Genomic DNA, 16201 nt, shown 5'->3' with positions numbered 1-16201 from the left:
AATTACTTCTCTGATTTCAGGGCATCGGTTGCTTTGGAATTGGGATTGCCGCCAGATTGCAGGCTCATGTCAGCGGCTTTGTCACTGAGCGTGGCATTACTCACGCCAAGCGCTGCCTTACCAGCGCTCCAGCCGCCTTTGGCTCCAGCAGCAATGCCTTTGCCGTAAGCCCCGGCTGTTTGAGCTGCCCCGCTCATCATCGCACCCGGAGTGGCGGCATTGAGCGTCACTTGTGCCAGTGTGCCGGCCAGTGAGGTTGCTTCCTGCACCAGCGCCACACCCGACCACGCGGTCAGGATCACAAGGATGTAAGCCTTCCAGGCGGTATCATCTAAAACATCAGAGCTGATTTGCTCACCACCCGGCATAAGATTGCCGATGCCAGTAATAATCAGCTTGAACACCAGCGTGACTGCAACCAGCGTCAGGATTGAGGTCAAAAGAGTGGAGACCCCGGAGCCGATTTTCTCACGGCCAAAGGGAAATGCAGCCATGGAGATCACATAAGGGGCCAGCAAGCACACCATCATGATCCGGAACAGGCCGATTGCCACATGGACCACGAACACGATCATCATGATGATGAAGGGCAGCATCAGCGCGGCGACAAAGAGCACGATCCCGAATTTTTCTAACCACCCTGCCCCATTCATCATGGTTTTTGCCATTGCAAAGGGTTGGGTAAAGGCAGCTTCCAGCTCGGTGACAAGGCCGGTGATGGCATCCGCGCCACTGCCAGCCCCCATGAGCGCACCTGGGATACCGAACATTAAGGTCGTGGTCGCTTCATAGATCATTCCGGCAAGGCCGAATTTGAGGGCCGTGAGCACGCCAAAACCAAAGAACAAGAACACAAACTGGGAGGCGACCCAGGTTAAATCCGTGGTGGCTGTGGCAAGTTTAAAGCCCTGCCAAATCGCCCATAAACATGCTAGGCTGGCAAATATTACCAGCATCGGTTCATAGGCCACACCCATGTATTCATTGACGAATCCTCTTCCATTCTTGACATACTCCACAATCAAGGGGCAGCTGATACACGCATCACTCATGGCACTCTCCGTCTTGGGGGTTGTGAGTGCAGCTCAGGCCGAACCCGACATCAATCATTTGAAGGGCTCCATTGTTCTTAAAGGTGAGGGCTCCACCAACATTATGGACGGCATGAACGCCTCGCGAATTCTGGACCCCGACTATTCCAAATGGGCCTGGAACAATCTGACCAACTACGCGCAGGTCGCGGAAGAGCTTGCCAAATACGAGGGCGCCTACAAAGCCTTTGAGCAGGCATCTGAGGTTGAGTTTGCACCGCGCTGGGAAAAGCTGAAAAAAAACTACCAGTTCCACAAGCGGACAAAGCCGCGTCGAGAATTTCGTGCTCAGGTGGATCGGGAGGTATTTGTGCAAAGCACCTATCAGGACGCCATTGCCCGTTACCGCGATCTGGCCCTGCTCGAATACAAATGGAATGGAAATTTCGCCAACACCTCGCCATGGCATGCAGAGGACTGGACAGCCTTTGAGAGCTTTTACTGCGACAGGCACACCCGTTTTCTTGGCGTTATAATGGAAGGGTGCAGCATTCCCAATTGGCGCAGACCCGATACGGACGAGTTTTACAAGCGTATGTACGAACAGCGAAAAAGTGAAGGCAGGCTTGAATTCCTGCAAAGCAACTGAGGAATGCGTCTGGGAGGTCATTTTGAGCCTCCCTTTTTCTTCATGTCGTCTTTTGCCAGCTCGCTTTCCAATGGAACGCCCTGAATAATGGACTGTGCCGAAGACACTTTAAGAAGCTGGGCAAGCAGCTGATTGGTCTGGGACTGGCTTTGCAGCAGGGCAGAATTGACTTCAATCAGCACCTGCAGGCGCTCATTAACTGTTTGTGCCTTAGCCCCCTCACTTTTGAGCTCTTGCGCCGCCTCCAGAGTTTTAACCGCGTTTTCCTGCGCCATATCAGCCTGCGCCAGCCCTTTAAACGAGGCATCGGCCACCGTACTGAGGCGGGCCTTTTTAACACTGTTCTGGGCTTTTTCTTTTTCCGACCAAGGCATGCTCTCTATGTCTTTGGGATCAGCCACCAGACCGTTTTGATAGGCATCAGAACGCGAGCACAGCGAGCCCATATCCATCTCATCAAAGCTCACATCCGGCATCAGGCTCTCAAAATCAGGAACCAGGCAGGAATTGTCCGACATGATCTGACCGGTAATGTCACTGAAGTTGATGGAGGGGATCGAGATCTTGGTGACTTCGCCAATGCTCTTAAGCGTATCGTCAATGCCCGCCCGCACATCCTTGACCACATCAAGCTGCTCTTTGAGCGTCTTGATCTGTTCTTTCATCTGCGCAATCTGCTTCTTGGCTTCTGCGATGGCCTTGATGTCAATGACAGGACGAGCCGCAAAACCGACGCCGGGTATCAGGCTCAGCGAGAGGACAAGCATGGAGACGGCAATAAACCGGTTGGCTCTCATCAGCTCGCCTCCCCGTCTGCGTCCAGTTCAAATTTGATCTGCCCGATTGGTTTTAACGGCGTAGAAATTGTCTCAGAAGCCAACGCCTCTCTTTTGAAGATCGTTTCAGGTGCGACCAACCGGTTTGCCTCTCGATCAATGATGACAGGAGGGTCTATAATGACAGGCTGCGCAGTCAACGAGGTCGCAGACAAAGGCATAGGCGTCACAGATGCAACCAGATGAACTGCTCCTTCCAGCCGGGACAGTCTATTTTCTATGTCGCTTTCATCGGCCCCACTGAAGAGGAATGATCCCAGAGCAAAGCAGGTCAGGCAGGCCACCATGACAGCACCCCACGAAGGCCGGTACTGATGGAGATCTTCGTCTACAAGATCTTCATCAGCAGATCCTTCCTCCTCAACGCCTTCCTCGTCTAAGCCTTCCTCGTCTAAGCCGTTGTCGTCTAAGCCGTTGTCGTCATAAAGGTCCTCATCCTCATAATATTCACCACAAGAATAGTGATCGTCCGACCAGTCAGTCTTATGGTCATAGGAGTGTCTTGAACCTGTCCCGTTAGATGCATTCATTTTACTTTGTTCCCGCCGCTTTGATGATTAAGTCCTGCATGTTCCGTTAGACATGAGCGAGCCATTGCTCGCCCCACACGTCCTGAATTTTGCGAAGTTCAGCCATTGGCCCGGTGCCTGAGCGATAAAACCGCAAGGCATCACCAAGGCCGGAAAGATCCACATCAATGATGGTGCTCTCATTGTATCCGGAGGCCAGATCACGCTTGACCAGAAGAACCTGACGCCCTCCTGCCAGATCCACCTCACCGCGAATGAAGGCGATCTGATCCTCGCTCAGATTGAACGGCTCAAGGGCTTTATCGCTGCCACCACAGCCAGCCATGAACATAAGGTTCGGGGCGTTGTTGACGATCTTGGCTGAGCCTTCAAACTCCACCAGCGCTTCCGGGTTCTGGAAGGCCAGCCCGACAACACCGCCTAGTTTGCGGTATTCCATGAACATCTGCCCGACGAGATGACGGAAGCCTTCATTGCGGAGCAGATTGGCCGCTTCATCGACAAAGATAGAAAAGCCTTTGTGGTTGACCTTGGCCGCTTCATAAATGGCACTGGCAATATGCGTGACCAGCGCAGGACCAAGCAGCGGGTCTTTAAGCGGCTCGGTCATATCAATGCCGACCAGATGGCTTTGCTCCAAAAAAGTGCGGATGCTGTCATGGGGGGCGTTGAAGATATGGCTATAAGCCCCCTCTCCAAGCCGCTCATCCTTCACCCACCTGGTGAAGGCGCGCTTGATATCGGAGTTTGAGGGGAAGGCGGCTTTGAAAATACTGTCGAACGTGCGCTCCCCCCGATCCATGACACTTGCAAAGTCGAGCACGTCATTGATCTGGTCATCCATCTCCTGCACATACTGATCGCCCAGCATGATCCGCATCATGGTCGCAGCCCGCTGGCGAGCGCTCTTATTGTCAAGATCACAATCAAGCGGGTTAAGGGAGAGCTGGTCAAAGGACTGGTACTGTCCGCCCATGACCTCGCTCATGAACCGCGCGCCTTCCAGACTGTCAAAGACATAGTTGCGCACGCCTGCAAACTTGGCGATCCCGCCAAGCAGATGCATGATCAGGGTGGATTTACCCGTGCCGGTCGGGGCAAAGATCAGGTAGTGCCCTGCCGCCTGAGGCTTATCTGCAATATGGAACTGGAAGGAATAGTTCTGGCCTGTTGGCGTCTTGAACAGACGCAAAGGACGGTTCCCGAACGGCGATGAATACATGCCTTCGGGGGAATATTGCAGCGGCCAGAGCGCGGCCACGTTATAGTCCATCAACCGCAGTTTGCGCACCAGCTTGTCTCGTCCGGGCAGCCGGTTAAACCAGCAATTGGCAGCTGGTGCCGTCTCGATCGTATGTTTGACGCGGCGCGTGTTCAAAATCGCCGAGATCTGGTCGAGCACCTCATCCAGCTCTTCTTGTGTGCGCGCTCTGACTGTGAACTGAAGCTGGGTCTGGAACATGGTGTTCGTGCTGTTGGTGAGCGCTTCTGTTGCATGAGAAAGCTCTGTGACCATAGCCCCGGAGGTTAAGAAGCTGTTGAGCTGTTCTGCCTTCTTGCGGGTGTATTCTAAAATGGTCTTTTCTGAACTGAGCGGTACACAGACCTGCATCACTTCCAGCTCTGCGGGCAAGGCCAGCACCCTGGAGATCATCAGGCCCGATACACTATCTGGATACTCACTCACGCCAATGGTTTTATGAATGTGTTTGAGCGGGGTCTGGGTGAGGATCGTCCCGTCTTTGTTGATGATCAGATCACAGGCGGGCAGGTTGGCGTTAATAGACCGGCTGACGCGCTTTGCATTGTCCGGCATATGTCCGCACACCAGATAGGTTAGGAACGCGGTTAATTCGCACGGCTCATCAAGATCCGTTGCCGCCTCAACCGGCGTGACCTGGTAGTTCTCAAACCCGTTAAGAAGCGCCTTGCAATGCTTGTTCAAAGTTTCAAAGGTGGTTGCTTCCAGCAGGATATACCAGCTCATGGAGTAGGCATGCTTGTAAAGCTCCTGCTCTGCTTTGCCGATTTCAGCTAAGGCTGGAGAGGGCCAGTCCGCCTCAAAGGAAATGTCCTTGAGCCGTTTGACGGCCATCAGGCGAAACGCTGATCCGCTTGATCCAAGCTGGTGCAGGATGTTGCTGCGCTGGCGGGCAAGCGTTTCCTGCTGCGCAAAACTCATAGTGTCGTAGGAAACGCCTTTCAGCCTGAACACCCGGAACAAGGTTCCATCTTTAAGGGCAATGGTGGTGCGGTCTTCAAAAAGAACGTCAAAGTCCAGCTCATCTGCAAGCCAGTCCTGCTCAAAACTGCCCTCCCCATCCTGACGCAATACCTTATTGGCGAGCATGGCCGCGCCGCCTGCAAATCCCAGGGTCGCTGCTGTTGAAAGAAGGAGGCTCATTTTGTCTTGCCCTTTGTCGTTGTCTTTGAAGACCCGCCGACGATGAGGCAGCGGGCTTGATTGCCTTTGAAGAAGGTGTGAGGCAGCAACAGTGTTGCCTCACAATGTGCATCCTTGCGGCGCAAGGCGATGGTGAAGGCAAGGGCTGGGGGAATGGAGAAAATGCAGAGAAGCATGACGAGCGGCGGATCAATCACCAGGGTTAAGATTGCGCCCACAAAGAACACTCCACCCAACGCAAGAGCTGCAAACAATGGCGGCATGCCAAAGATGGTCGAGGGTGACTGAAGGTGCCGATAAACGCCGTTCTGCACTCGCATACCCGCCCCCTTAGGCTAGATTAACAAGGGCGCGGATAGCCGTTGGGGCGGCTACAATGATGATAGCTGCGATGACGTAGTTGACCAGTCTCTCCCAGCGCATGCTGCCAGACATGGCCGACCAAGCACCGAAGGCCACCACACCAAGGCCAACGACAACAGCACCGATCTGAACCATGCCGCTTTCAAGGAAGCCGAATGTTGTAACAACTGGGCTTGCCCAGTCCGCGCCGGCAAAGGCGAGCGTCGGATTTAAAAGCAGAACAGCAAAGACAACGAGTTTGACCTCGCGGGTAAGAAACGACTTTGAATTCTTAGATGAGGACATGACAAACCTACTTCATGATCAGATAAAGAGCTCCAACGGCAAGCCAGTTCAGAGCGGTGAAAAAATAGAGCGGCGATGAAAAGCGTTTGATTTTAGATGTGAGATCTCCAAGTTCGCTTGAGAACTGAGACTGCTGCTTCAAAAGACCCTCAATTGAGCTGGCCTCAACGTTTTGGCGGATTTGTCCGAGCGTGTCGCTCAAACGCGATAATTCGCCCTGCATCTGCTCAGAAAGGATCTTTGCGCTCTCCCCAACCAGTGCTTTGAGCTTGTCTCGTTCGCCGGATTGTCGGGTTTCCACCTCGGAAAGGAGCACCGACAAATCCGAGGTAAAGACCTCAAACAGCGAGTAGAGCATCCAGATCGGATCGTCTGATCCCATGGACTGACCACCATGTTTTTTGGCGATCAAAGCACGAACATCTTCAAGCGAGGAGATCTGAGCGCCGCCCATGGGGGTTGACAGATCCGAATCTATAAAGTCGAAATTTGCCTGATTTTGCTCCGAATCGGGTGTCATAGCCGCCATCACATCCTCACCCACGCTTACAAGGCCATGTTTTCGAGTTGCGTGGAGACGTCAGACCAGACCTTTTTGAGCCTTTGACGGGTCATAAGACCGAAATTCTCGTCCAAAATGGCCTCTGAGAAGGTCTTTCGGCGCTCAATCATGGCCTGAATGTCGTGGTTGAAGGAAGAGCCGGTGCGCTGCGCTAAAGTAGGCACAGCGTAAATACGGTCCTGATTTTCCTTAAACAACTTCAGTTCTTCGAATGGCTTACCGTTTTTCTCCGCCCGTCCTGAGTATTCGTTCTTCCAAAGGACGATCTTTTGCTTTGGGAATACTTCAAACAGTTTCTCAATGCAGGACAATGTGGCGTCAATCGCCCCTCCCCCGCTGACCACGGAATGGATGGCAATCTCGCACTCATGATCATGCAGGAGGTCCAACACATCGTTCTCAGCCAGGTATTTGACCAGCGGTAAGAAGGTGGTTGCACCCGTATCAATGACGAAATGTGTCTCATCATCTGATTCGATTATGCCCTCAACAATGGCGTCAAAGCTGCGATGATCGATCTCTGCGTTATCCATCATCTTTATAAGGTTACAGTTGAGTGCCTTATAAGATGAAAGAGTGGGGTTTACTGGATCGGTATCGATGGCAACAAGATTCCTACCTTCTTGCCGAAAATATTCACAAAGCAGAAGAGAAATAAAACTCTTACCGGCTCCGCCTTTTCCTTGCATTACAAAGTTTACATATCTCATGTTTGCTTAAACCTATCAGTCGTAATCTTTAATGGAATCAGCCATCTGGAACCGGTTTGTACCCTTAGGTTGAGATGGAGGGGACGAATCCTGGGGTGTAATTGACCCGCTCCCTCCTGTTTTGGGTGGAGGTACAATGGCACTTCCTGGAGCCAATTCAGACTTAGGGTTCAAAGCCTTAGCCGCACATTCGTAGAAGGTTTTTTCCGCCATATCGATCTTCCCTTTACTGGAAAGGGCCTCGAAGATCTTACGTTTGGATATACCTCTCCCGATCTCAGCCTCAACATGCGCACGCACAAGTTGAAACTGAGCTCGGGCATCTCCCCATGGAAGCGCCATTGTTTGATTACCCGTCTGTAAAACGGGTATCCCTGATGTTTAATGTTTGGATAAAGGAATTAGACGCGGGTCTGCCCATCGCATTTCGTGACGAAACACGCTAAGCCTCACATCCATTAGCGGACATGAGATGAGCTGCGACTGAATTATGAGTTGTGGGTTCTCCCTATGCGAGTGCCAAGTTACCTTTGGTACTTGCAAGGCTCTGACGGTTATGAGCTGGTACTTACTAACCGTCAGAGCCGCATGCCATTTTGCTATGGCAGCAAGTAACGACGTGCATAACGCATCCTTACAACTTTATCTAGCCTTTTTTCGGTCACGATTTCCCAAAGTAAAGCCTTTGTTTTTACTTAAACTTTTACCCATAACAAAAAACGGCTGAAATCTTAGAGTTTTGACTCAAAGTTGAGGGAAATCCCCCAGCGCGTTTTCCACAGATAAACTCAACCACAAGTTCCTTTAAATTTGCGCAGCAAAAAGCGTTGAGCACGACAGTGCGAATAAGCTCAATTGTACGGGTTGGGCTCAACTCGTGGAATTTCCGCTAACCGGCTCCGGTTAGCATATCTTGCCAACTCTCACTCACAGAATCTCATAGGAAACTCCCAGAATTTCAAAGCACTCGCAGAAACTCCCAGAATTTCCCGGAATCTCCCAGAATGCTACGCTGGAACTCCCAGAAACTCCCAGAAACTCCCAGAAATACGCAGAATGCTACGCTGGAACTCGCAGAAACTCCCAGAACCAACTAGATCAACCTGTTGTTTGATGAAAACTGAATAGTTGATCAGCTGATGTATGGTTTTTCTGTCAAGGCGACATGGAAAAGAAAACGAAAAATCCGTTACAGCAGCAACAATCACCAGAGCGCGGAGCATGTGCGAGCTTGCAAAGCTTGCGCGTGCTTCGCGCGACAAGGCGCTTTGTGATCTGTGAGTGCAACGAGCGATCGCAAAGCGCCGCACGCCCCGATCTGACAAGGCGAGTGCGAGGCATCGTGTGCCCTGCAAGGGTGCCGATGCCGAGTGCTCGCCTTGTCAGACGGTTGGCAAGAAAAATGAGCGCAGCGCCAAAGCTGGAAGGCGCAGTGGGATCGTCAGATCCCGCGGAGCCTGGAAGGTTTGGAGCAAGCCCAAGATCACAGCCACTTTGCACGGCGATGCTATTTGATTTTTAGGGAGTTTCGGAGTAGTATACCGGAGTGGAAGGGAACCTAAGTCCCCTTCCCTTTGCTAGCTATTTGAAATAGACTCGGAGTTTCAGTGTCCAGCTGTTCCGAGTCTTTTTCATTTTAAGCGTGATCGTAAATGGTAAAAACCACATTTCATCACCCTCCGGTTTAAAAGCAAGGCTGTTGCCTCAGTCGGGAGAGCCTATCTTTCCCGATGCGTTGGCTGGATCAACGCGGCTGCTTCTGCTCTTAAAACTCTCAACTGCTTGTAGCAGATGCACCCCTTGGTTGCTATGGGTGATCACTCAAGGGCTGAGTGATCCCATGCCTTTTTTGTCTTTCTTCAGTACACGGCCCATTCAACGTCTTTGCATTCAATGTGCTCGTGTTTGTACCGCTGTCCCATACAGTCCATGGCCTGAAGGCTCCACGACCCCTTATTCCCGAGGCGGGTGGAGAGTTCCTTTATCACCTGCGAAAACTCTTCAGCTTGAATGAAGACAAGATTGCCAGCGTATCCGGTTGAGGCCATCTCATCACATACCGGACTGATGAGGCAGGCAAATTCTCCCATACCCGGATCAATGTCGAACTCATGGAAATAGTCGTGCTCGTTGCCTTCAGCTTCACACCGGTGCTTGTAGGTGTTGTCGTTCCAGTCCCGTGCACTGACCGACCATGAGTAATCCGTGTGGTAACGCTCAGTGAGGATCGCAATCACCTCATCAAAGGTGTCCGCCTCGATGATCTCCTGATAGTCAATATCAGCTTCCGCGTTCCAGCCCTCACAATGCGTTCCGCTGATCGTGCAGGCAAACTCACCCTGTGACAGGTCCGCTTCCAGCCGTTGGAACACCTCGAACTCATCATCCAAATCATCTTCCTGAAGCGCCTCATCATCCAACATCTGAAAGTACAACTCTGCTTCAGGGTCATGCTGGCGATTTTTGAACTCCAGCTCTTCGCGCTGGTGATCGGCGGAGCTGACAAACAAGTCAGAAAGGAACTCTTTCAGGGTCGTCAGGCTAGGAAGATGCAACATGATTTGTCTCCGTCTTGGTGTGGTCCGTTTCTATTTTCCTTGCCAAGCAAACGGGTGAGCGGGAGCTAGTGAGGAGAGAGGCTGTCCACATTCTCCCGCAGCCCATAAGGCGAGGAAGATTGTGGTCAGGCGAGTGACGATCTAGCTTTCGTGAGGGCGCAAGCCCTTGCAACTGGCCCTCAGGTCAAAACGACATGGAAGAATGAAGAGAAGTGCGGCTTGCTGGAGGCTGGCATGTGTCCCGCGCACGGGGCGCTTGCCAGCTTCCAGCCCTTCAACAAACATGAGTGAGCTGGTTTGCAAGCGCGATCTGGGCTCGGCAGAGCCCGGTGAGCGTTTGTGAGCCAGATCGCCCCGCATCAAGACAAACTATATTTAACCTGCCCTGACCTCTCTCAAACAGAGGAAGGGCGCGGAACCCGCCCCCTTCTCTTCCATTCCCTCCCTGTGGCCCTCACTGTGGCCTTGCCTCTTATGCGGCGAGCTTCTGAATTTCTTCCTCCAAGATATCCGGTGCCTGATATTGGGTCTTCAGGCATTCAGGAACCCAGTTTGCAATCCGCTCCTTGGCCTCACTGGAAAGACCATTGCGGTCCGCCTCATTGTTAAACAGCCCATGAAGGCAGGATACCTTGTCGCCTTTTTTCATATTGGCGAACTCCGGCCCCACTGGCTTACCGTCAATGTAGCTCTTGACCTCATCCAACTGGCCGGACTTAAGCCGCTTTAAAAACTTGTTGTTCGGCGTCCATGTCTTGCGGGCATCAAGATTGACGGTGTCAGCCACCAGCTCAACAAACGGCACATGTCCGCTGACAAGGGCGATACGAGCCGCAAAGGACCGCGCTACGGCCTGTGTGAGAAGGGTTGATTTTTCCTGCTCGCTCTTCAGGCGGAAGGCCGCAAACTGTACTGCAACATCTTCGCCATAAATAGAGGTCTCATTTGCAAGGGTCAGTTCCTCAGGTAGGTTCTGGCCGTGATCTTCAGCCTCATTGCGCCAAGTCCCTGACTGGATTTTACAAGGCAGGTCGCCCTCATAGCTCTTGGTGATCATGGAAAAGATCGCGATATCTTTTGCAAGCTCTGCCTCATTCAAAAGAGCGGCCTGCAGGGCACCTGTGCGGATGGCGTTCAAATCGTCCATCAAGGCTTGCGAGTACTCTTTGCTTTCTGGCTCCTGAGACGTGCCTGCAATGATTTGAGAGCCCTTCAGCACACCAGCGGCAATCGCTGCGTCCTGATCTTCTGCCGCAACATAGCCTTTCTCTGCTCTCAAGTCCCCATGATAGCCGATGCCAACAAAGACCCCTGCAACGCTCTTTTGATCGGCATGGAACTGAAGCTCACTTAACCCTTTCAGTTCCTCAAGCTCTTCAGGTGTTGCTCTGCCCTCGTTTTCAGCATCGATTAAAACCTCTCTGCGCTCTTCCTGCTCCTCGCTTAAGCGCACATCTTCAGCATAAAGCCGCTTGAGGCCCCGCAGTTCTGTATGGTCTGGCAGTTCAATGTTGGCCGTTGCCCACTTCCAGCCTTGTGCCAGAAGCTTCTGGCGGGCTTCTTCAAGCTTATCTGTGGCAAGCTGTTCTAAAAGGTTGCTGTCCAGATAATAAACCTCTTCCCCAAACAGGTCTTCACGGATCGCTCCCCCTGCAGCTTCATATGCCTCACGGCCAACAAACACGGCTCGGCGATCGTTGCCCTCTCCAACCTCATCCATCAGACTGCGCTTGATGGTGTGTGGTTGATCTCCGCCCCATCGCTCATTCAAGCGGCCAAAGACGTCTGCTTGCTTTTCCTGATCACTGGAAACCGTATAAGCTGCCGCGATATCAAGCGTGATCTTTCCAGCTTCCAGCGCATCAAGGATGCACTGCGCCAGTCCAGAAAGGCGCAAACGTCCTTTGACGTGGCGCACGGTCTGGGCAAATGCGATTGCAATACTATCAGGTGTGTGACCTGCTTGCGCCATGGTGCGGTATGCTTTGATCTCTTCAGCTGGATTGAGGTCTTTACGGGCGGTGTTTTCGGCATTGGCCCACTGTAGAGCCTGCTGCTGCGTGGCCGCGATGCGCACGGCAACGCTGTAGTTTGGAAGGATATCCTTGCTCTCTTGCAGAACTTGCAACGCACGAAGGCGGCGACCACCAGCAACAATGCCGATGCTATTCCCTTCAGCAAAGCCGACAAGGTTCTGAATCAGGCCGCAAGCCTTGATGGACTGGGCCAGCAGTTCAATCTCGCTGGGATCAACGCTCTGGCGAGGGTTCAGCGCTGACAAGGTGAGTTTGGAAACTGGCACGTTGGAAAGCAGTTTGCCGTTGGTGGTCTTGGTCATGATGTTGTCTCCGTCTCATGAGGTCCGTTTCTATCTTCCTTGCCAATAAAACGGGTGAGCGGAAGCTAGTGAGGAGAGAGGCTGTCCACATTCTCCCGCAGCCTGAAAGGCGAGGAAAGATTGTGGTCAGGCGAGTGACGATCTAGCTTTCGTGAGGGCGCGAGCCCTTAACGCTGCCCCTCAGGTTAAAACGGCATTGAGGAATGAATGAAGCGCGGCTTGCTGGAGGCTGGCATGTGTCCCGTGCGCGGGGCGCTTGCCTGCTTCCAGCCCTTCAGTAGACATGAGTGAGCTGGTTTGTGAGGGCACTGTGGGATCAGCCGATCCCGCTGTGCGCTTGCAAGCCAGATCGCCCCGCTCTTAGATCACTGAAACTGGAAAGCTAGCCAAAACGAAAAAAGGGAGCCTGCGCTCCCCTCCTCTGCCGCGTTCCTCACACCTACTCGGAACCGTCATGAGAGTAGGCATACAGGCTCTCGTCAATCGGCCCATCACAATCAAAGAGAATGTGGGAGCAGTCCTGCGCCCATGCAGCCGTGAGGCAGCTAAGCAAATCAATGGGAAGCTTCTCGCCGCTGTAGTCGTAATCCTTACTGGCAGAGACAAACAAACCGTTCATGAGGTTGCCACCATAGAGCGGGAAGGTCTCAGGCGTCTTCTCGCCAAGCATTGCAAGCGTTTTGGGGGATAGGTGAGCGGTCGATAGATCGAGAACAGATAAGACATTCGAAGCCCGGCTCACAGGTTGTTCCTGCCGCTGAACTGGGGCCTTATCAATTTCACAGACAATCGCACTTGGATCTTCAAGATAGTGATGAGTGGCTTCCATGTACTGATCCATCATCGCAAGCATCAAAGATGGAAGCTCTCTGCCAAAATCGCAGCCTTGAGGGCTGTCGTCCGGGTGAAACATCAAGTCTGCTTTATGCAGTTCAATCAGAAAGGTGATTGCGGTTAAAGAGCAGGTCGGTTTCGTGAAGTTGTACATGGGGTGTCTCTGGATCTGTGCGTTAGAAAAGGCTTGGTTGCTGGTAACCGGCTGGGCTCGCTTCAACTTGCTGGCGATGGGCCGCTGCCTTACTGGAGAGCTTGTGTGTTGGGATGTGAGCAAGACTGGCCGTTGTCTGCTGCCATTGCGCAAGCCCTGCCTTGCTCATATGGCGCTTAATCGCCTGCTTTAACTCATGATCGGTTTCACTAAGGCGCATGAGAGCTGTAACGACAAAAGCCCCGTCATACATTTCAAAGCAATTATCAAAGGCGCGGCTGTCTTCTCCAAGACAAAACCCTTCCCGCGCATAATTCACCCGCTGCTTAAAGGTCGTGTTTTGCGGGTTGATCAGACGCTTCCAAGCCCTGGCACAGTAATAATCTCCCATATCATCAACCTGCCGCTCTTGTTGTGGCAAATGGAACGTCTTGCATCCTTCGCAATACCAGTTTGGTGCATCTTGCTTCGTTTTCATATTCTCAGATCTCCTGTTCAAACTAGCCCCGTGCCCCCTCAAAAGAGGGAGAGTTGAGCAGTTGGGGCTACGTTGGAGATGGCGGCAAGAGGGGGAAGGCAAACCGGCTCCACGGGCACAACAGGAGGTGCCAGCACTGGTGTGGTAGTGAGCTGGACTTCCTCTACCTGACACGGTGAAAAGTCGATCAGGGCCACCTCACACAGCGGGGAAACACCTTTCCAGCTTTTGCGGTAGACGGCGGTATCAATCCCCACGCCGGCCGTCATTTCAAAACCCTGTTTAGCTGCAAACTTGCCGCCTGCGCTGGTTGGTGTCTGGCGATGGCACTGCACACCAGAATAAGCAAAGCTGGCGGAATTCTGGGGAATGATAAATGTCCCCTCATCTGCAAGTTTTGAGGCAATATCTATAACATGATGTTCAAACAGCCCGCCTTTATAGCTTGGGCCATTGCCTGAGCGCGGCACCTTGCCAAAGGGCGGGTTGCTGATCGCCTGATCAAACCGGCCAAGGTTGAGCTCTTCCCACTCAAACACATCAGCACAAATCCAGGTTGCCTCTGGAAGCAGTTTCTTTCCAACGGCCACATAAGCGGGGTTGCGTTCAATGCACACGATTTCCGGCGCTCTGCCGTTGCGCTCTTTTAAGCGGTGGTAGACTGCAAAAGACAGCATTCCGATGCCGGCACAAAGATCAATGATCCGGTGGCCGCCACAGTCAAATGAGAAATCAAAAGCCAGATCCCAAGGGGTGAAAAACGCGCCACGGGAGCCGTTTTCAAACTCAGCGCCTTCATGCCAGTTTTGAAAAACAAAATCCTTGTCGTTCTCGGTGAGCACGTCTTTGTTAAGGAGGTCCACTGCTTGTGCGTGGCGCTTTGCTTCTGCTTTGGTGAGTTTAGCCATTGTTTTTGCTCCCTGTGAGGTCCGTTTCATTTCCCTTGTCTTTAAAACGGGTGTGCGGGAGCTGGTGAGAAGAGAGGCTGTCCATGATCTCCCGGAGCCGCAAGGTGAGGAAGATTGTGGTCAGGTGAGTGACGAACTAGCTTTCGTGAGGGCGCGAGCCCTTGTAGCTGGTCCTCAGGTCAAAACGACAGAAAAGATAGAAGAAGGTGCAACCCGGCACGAAGGACAGTCACCGTATGGCAGAGACAGACTGCCTAAGGCACTTAGCAAGGCTTGGCGCTGTGGTGGCTCAGGAAGAGACAACGCGGCTCCTTTGCCGCGCTTAGTGGTGTGGTGGTTTGACTCTGTAAGCGCCGAGAGGCGCGTTGACCGGCCTGACCCGTCAGGGACGTGTCCAATTACCAATCAAACCAAAGCGATAGTGCCAATGCTGACACTGAGGACCATAGAAACCCAAACAATCCCGAACTTTCGGGCGTTTCCATCATGGGTTGATATGATCTGAATGACGGGCTTAATTTTGCTCCCTCTTGCCAAACATAATTTCCCGCAACTCATCACGGGGGATATTGGCGAAGGCATCGAGTTTCTTAGTCTTCGGTTCTAACAAACTGTAAATCGTGGCACGTGAAACGCTGAAGGTTGCCGCTATCTGTGAGATGGTCTTGCCTGAAGCCTTCATTTCAACAGCTTCAAGCTGCTGCTCTTCGCTCAGCTTAGACGGTCGCCCCTGCTTCCTCTTCGCCTTCTCAATCGCCAATGCCCGGCGTTCATCATCCAGCCCGCGAGCGAAGCCAACAAACGCCGCCATAACCTGAAACACAATAGGGTTTTCTAGTGTGTTTAGTCCTTCACGAAGAACCACCACATCAACGCCGAGCACTTGACATTTAGCGAAGAATTCAGCGATATCACGTTGATATTCCGCGACACGATCCAAAGAGCAAAACACCAACACATCACCCGCAACAGCCTCTTGCATCAGCCTATCAAGCTCAGGCTTCAGGAAGGAGCGCCGCGAAATTCCCTCATCAACGCGGAAGGTTTCGCAGTTTGCGGCTCGCAACTCTTCCATCTGGCTATCTCTGGTGTGCTCGTTTTTGTCGGTTCTTATATAGCCACGTATCATTTCGAATACCCAAGTGTAGGAAAAAATCAATTTCAAATATTTTACTACATCTCATCAGTGCGTATTAAAAGATTGCAATTACATATTTTCCAACGTTCTCCATTTTAAACGCCCGAGTGCGTTTGCGGCTCTATAGAGCACAATGGGATATGGTCTGTGAGTAATAAACTATCATTCTGAAATGACGCCCAATGATCCGAAGTTGCCTGTCAACGCGGTTCGATTTCATAATTGAAGTCTGGACTTTGCTGACGTTCGCTGCGGCGTAGAGAACTGAAAATGAGCATGGCTACGTCAAGATGCGTCGGGCCAAATGCGGCCATTCGAGCTGTTCTATCAATGGTTGAAGCGGCCTGGATGGCAGGCTGTCAGAGTTCCCGAGACTGCTTTCATTTCCTAGACAAAGTTCACGGTACTAATGAAAAAGGCCGT

At 52.3% G+C, this 16201-nt stretch carries 15 protein-coding genes; 1 reads left to right on the top strand and 14 read right to left on the bottom strand.

Translation table 11 applies throughout. From position 1 onward, the window contains the following. Nucleotides 1-2 precede the first annotated feature (2 nt). On the bottom strand, nt 3-1052 hold the full coding sequence (locus PsAD46_RS17065; RefSeq protein WP_063307457.1) for a hypothetical protein: 1050 nt from the start codon (nt 1050-1052) through the stop codon (nt 3-5). Here PsAD46_RS17065 and PsAD46_RS17060 point away from each other — a divergent pair. Further along, nucleotides 1051-1680: a hypothetical protein gene (locus PsAD46_RS17060; RefSeq protein WP_063307456.1), complete on the top strand. Its 630-nt coding sequence runs from the start codon at nt 1051-1053 to the stop codon at nt 1678-1680. The genes PsAD46_RS17065 and PsAD46_RS17060 overlap by 2 nt on opposite strands. A 17-nt stretch (nt 1681-1697) precedes the next feature. Here the strand turns inward: PsAD46_RS17060 and PsAD46_RS17055 are convergent, their stop codons facing one another. From PsAD46_RS17055 to PsAD46_RS16975, 13 genes are all read right to left on the bottom strand, one after another. Beyond that, entirely contained in the window at nt 1698-2477 is a 780-nt protein-coding gene (locus PsAD46_RS17055) for a hypothetical protein (protein ID WP_063307455.1), read from the bottom strand. Continuing rightward, nucleotides 2477-3046: a hypothetical protein gene (locus PsAD46_RS28155; RefSeq protein ID WP_063307454.1), complete on the bottom strand. Its 570-nt coding sequence runs from the start codon at nt 3044-3046 to the stop codon at nt 2477-2479. The genes PsAD46_RS17055 and PsAD46_RS28155 overlap by 1 nt, the downstream gene beginning before the upstream one ends. A gap of 46 nt (nt 3047-3092) precedes the next feature. Next, nucleotides 3093-5450, bottom strand: a complete 2358-nt coding sequence (locus PsAD46_RS17045) for a VirB4 family type IV secretion system protein (RefSeq protein ID WP_063307453.1) — start codon at nt 5448-5450, stop codon at nt 3093-3095. Continuing rightward, nucleotides 5447-5770: a hypothetical protein gene (locus PsAD46_RS17040; protein ID WP_063291656.1), complete on the bottom strand. Its 324-nt coding sequence runs from the start codon at nt 5768-5770 to the stop codon at nt 5447-5449. Before PsAD46_RS17040 ends, PsAD46_RS17045 begins: the two co-directional genes overlap by 4 nt. Before the next feature lie 10 nt (nt 5771-5780). Next, nucleotides 5781-6098: a TrbC/VirB2 family protein gene (locus tag PsAD46_RS17035; protein ID WP_063291655.1), complete on the bottom strand. Its 318-nt coding sequence runs from the start codon at nt 6096-6098 to the stop codon at nt 5781-5783. Between the two features lie 7 nt (nt 6099-6105). Further along, on the bottom strand, nt 6106-6618 hold the full coding sequence (locus tag PsAD46_RS17030; protein WP_153040771.1) for a hypothetical protein: 513 nt from the start codon (nt 6616-6618) through the stop codon (nt 6106-6108). Between the two features lie 26 nt (nt 6619-6644). Beyond that, entirely contained in the window at nt 6645-7349 is a 705-nt protein-coding gene (locus tag PsAD46_RS17025; RefSeq protein WP_063307452.1) for a hypothetical protein, read from the bottom strand. 1880 nt (nt 7350-9229) lie between these two features. Beyond that, nucleotides 9230-9928 carry a hypothetical protein gene (locus PsAD46_RS17010; RefSeq protein WP_063291650.1) on the bottom strand — a complete coding sequence of 233 codons (699 nt, stop codon included), beginning with the start codon at nt 9926-9928 and terminating at the stop codon, nt 9230-9232. 472 nt (nt 9929-10400) lie between these two features. Continuing rightward, nucleotides 10401-12266, bottom strand: a complete 1866-nt coding sequence (locus PsAD46_RS17000) for a ParB/RepB/Spo0J family partition protein (RefSeq protein WP_063291648.1) — start codon at nt 12264-12266, stop codon at nt 10401-10403. A 439-nt stretch (nt 12267-12705) separates the two neighbouring features. Continuing rightward, the gene (locus PsAD46_RS16995; protein WP_063291647.1) at nt 12706-13254 is read right to left on the bottom strand and encodes a hypothetical protein; all 549 of its coding nucleotides are present in this window, start codon (nt 13252-13254) and stop codon (nt 12706-12708) included. A gap of 22 nt (nt 13255-13276) precedes the next feature. Continuing rightward, entirely contained in the window at nt 13277-13732 is a 456-nt protein-coding gene (locus tag PsAD46_RS16990) for a hypothetical protein (RefSeq protein WP_063291646.1), read from the bottom strand. Between the two features lie 38 nt (nt 13733-13770). Continuing rightward, the gene (locus tag PsAD46_RS16985) at nt 13771-14640 is read right to left on the bottom strand and encodes a methyltransferase (RefSeq protein WP_193776961.1); all 870 of its coding nucleotides are present in this window, start codon (nt 14638-14640) and stop codon (nt 13771-13773) included. A 514-nt stretch (nt 14641-15154) separates the two neighbouring features. Then, nucleotides 15155-15769, bottom strand: a complete 615-nt coding sequence (locus tag PsAD46_RS16975; protein ID WP_084404444.1) for a recombinase family protein — start codon at nt 15767-15769, stop codon at nt 15155-15157. Nucleotides 15770-16201 lie beyond the last annotated feature (432 nt).

Source organism: Pseudovibrio sp. Ad46 (genome assembly GCF_001623065.1).
GTDB lineage: Bacteria > Pseudomonadota > Alphaproteobacteria > Rhizobiales > Stappiaceae > Pseudovibrio.
Note: the sequence above shows the minus strand (reverse complement) of the source record. Positions and strands in the feature narration are given on the sequence as shown.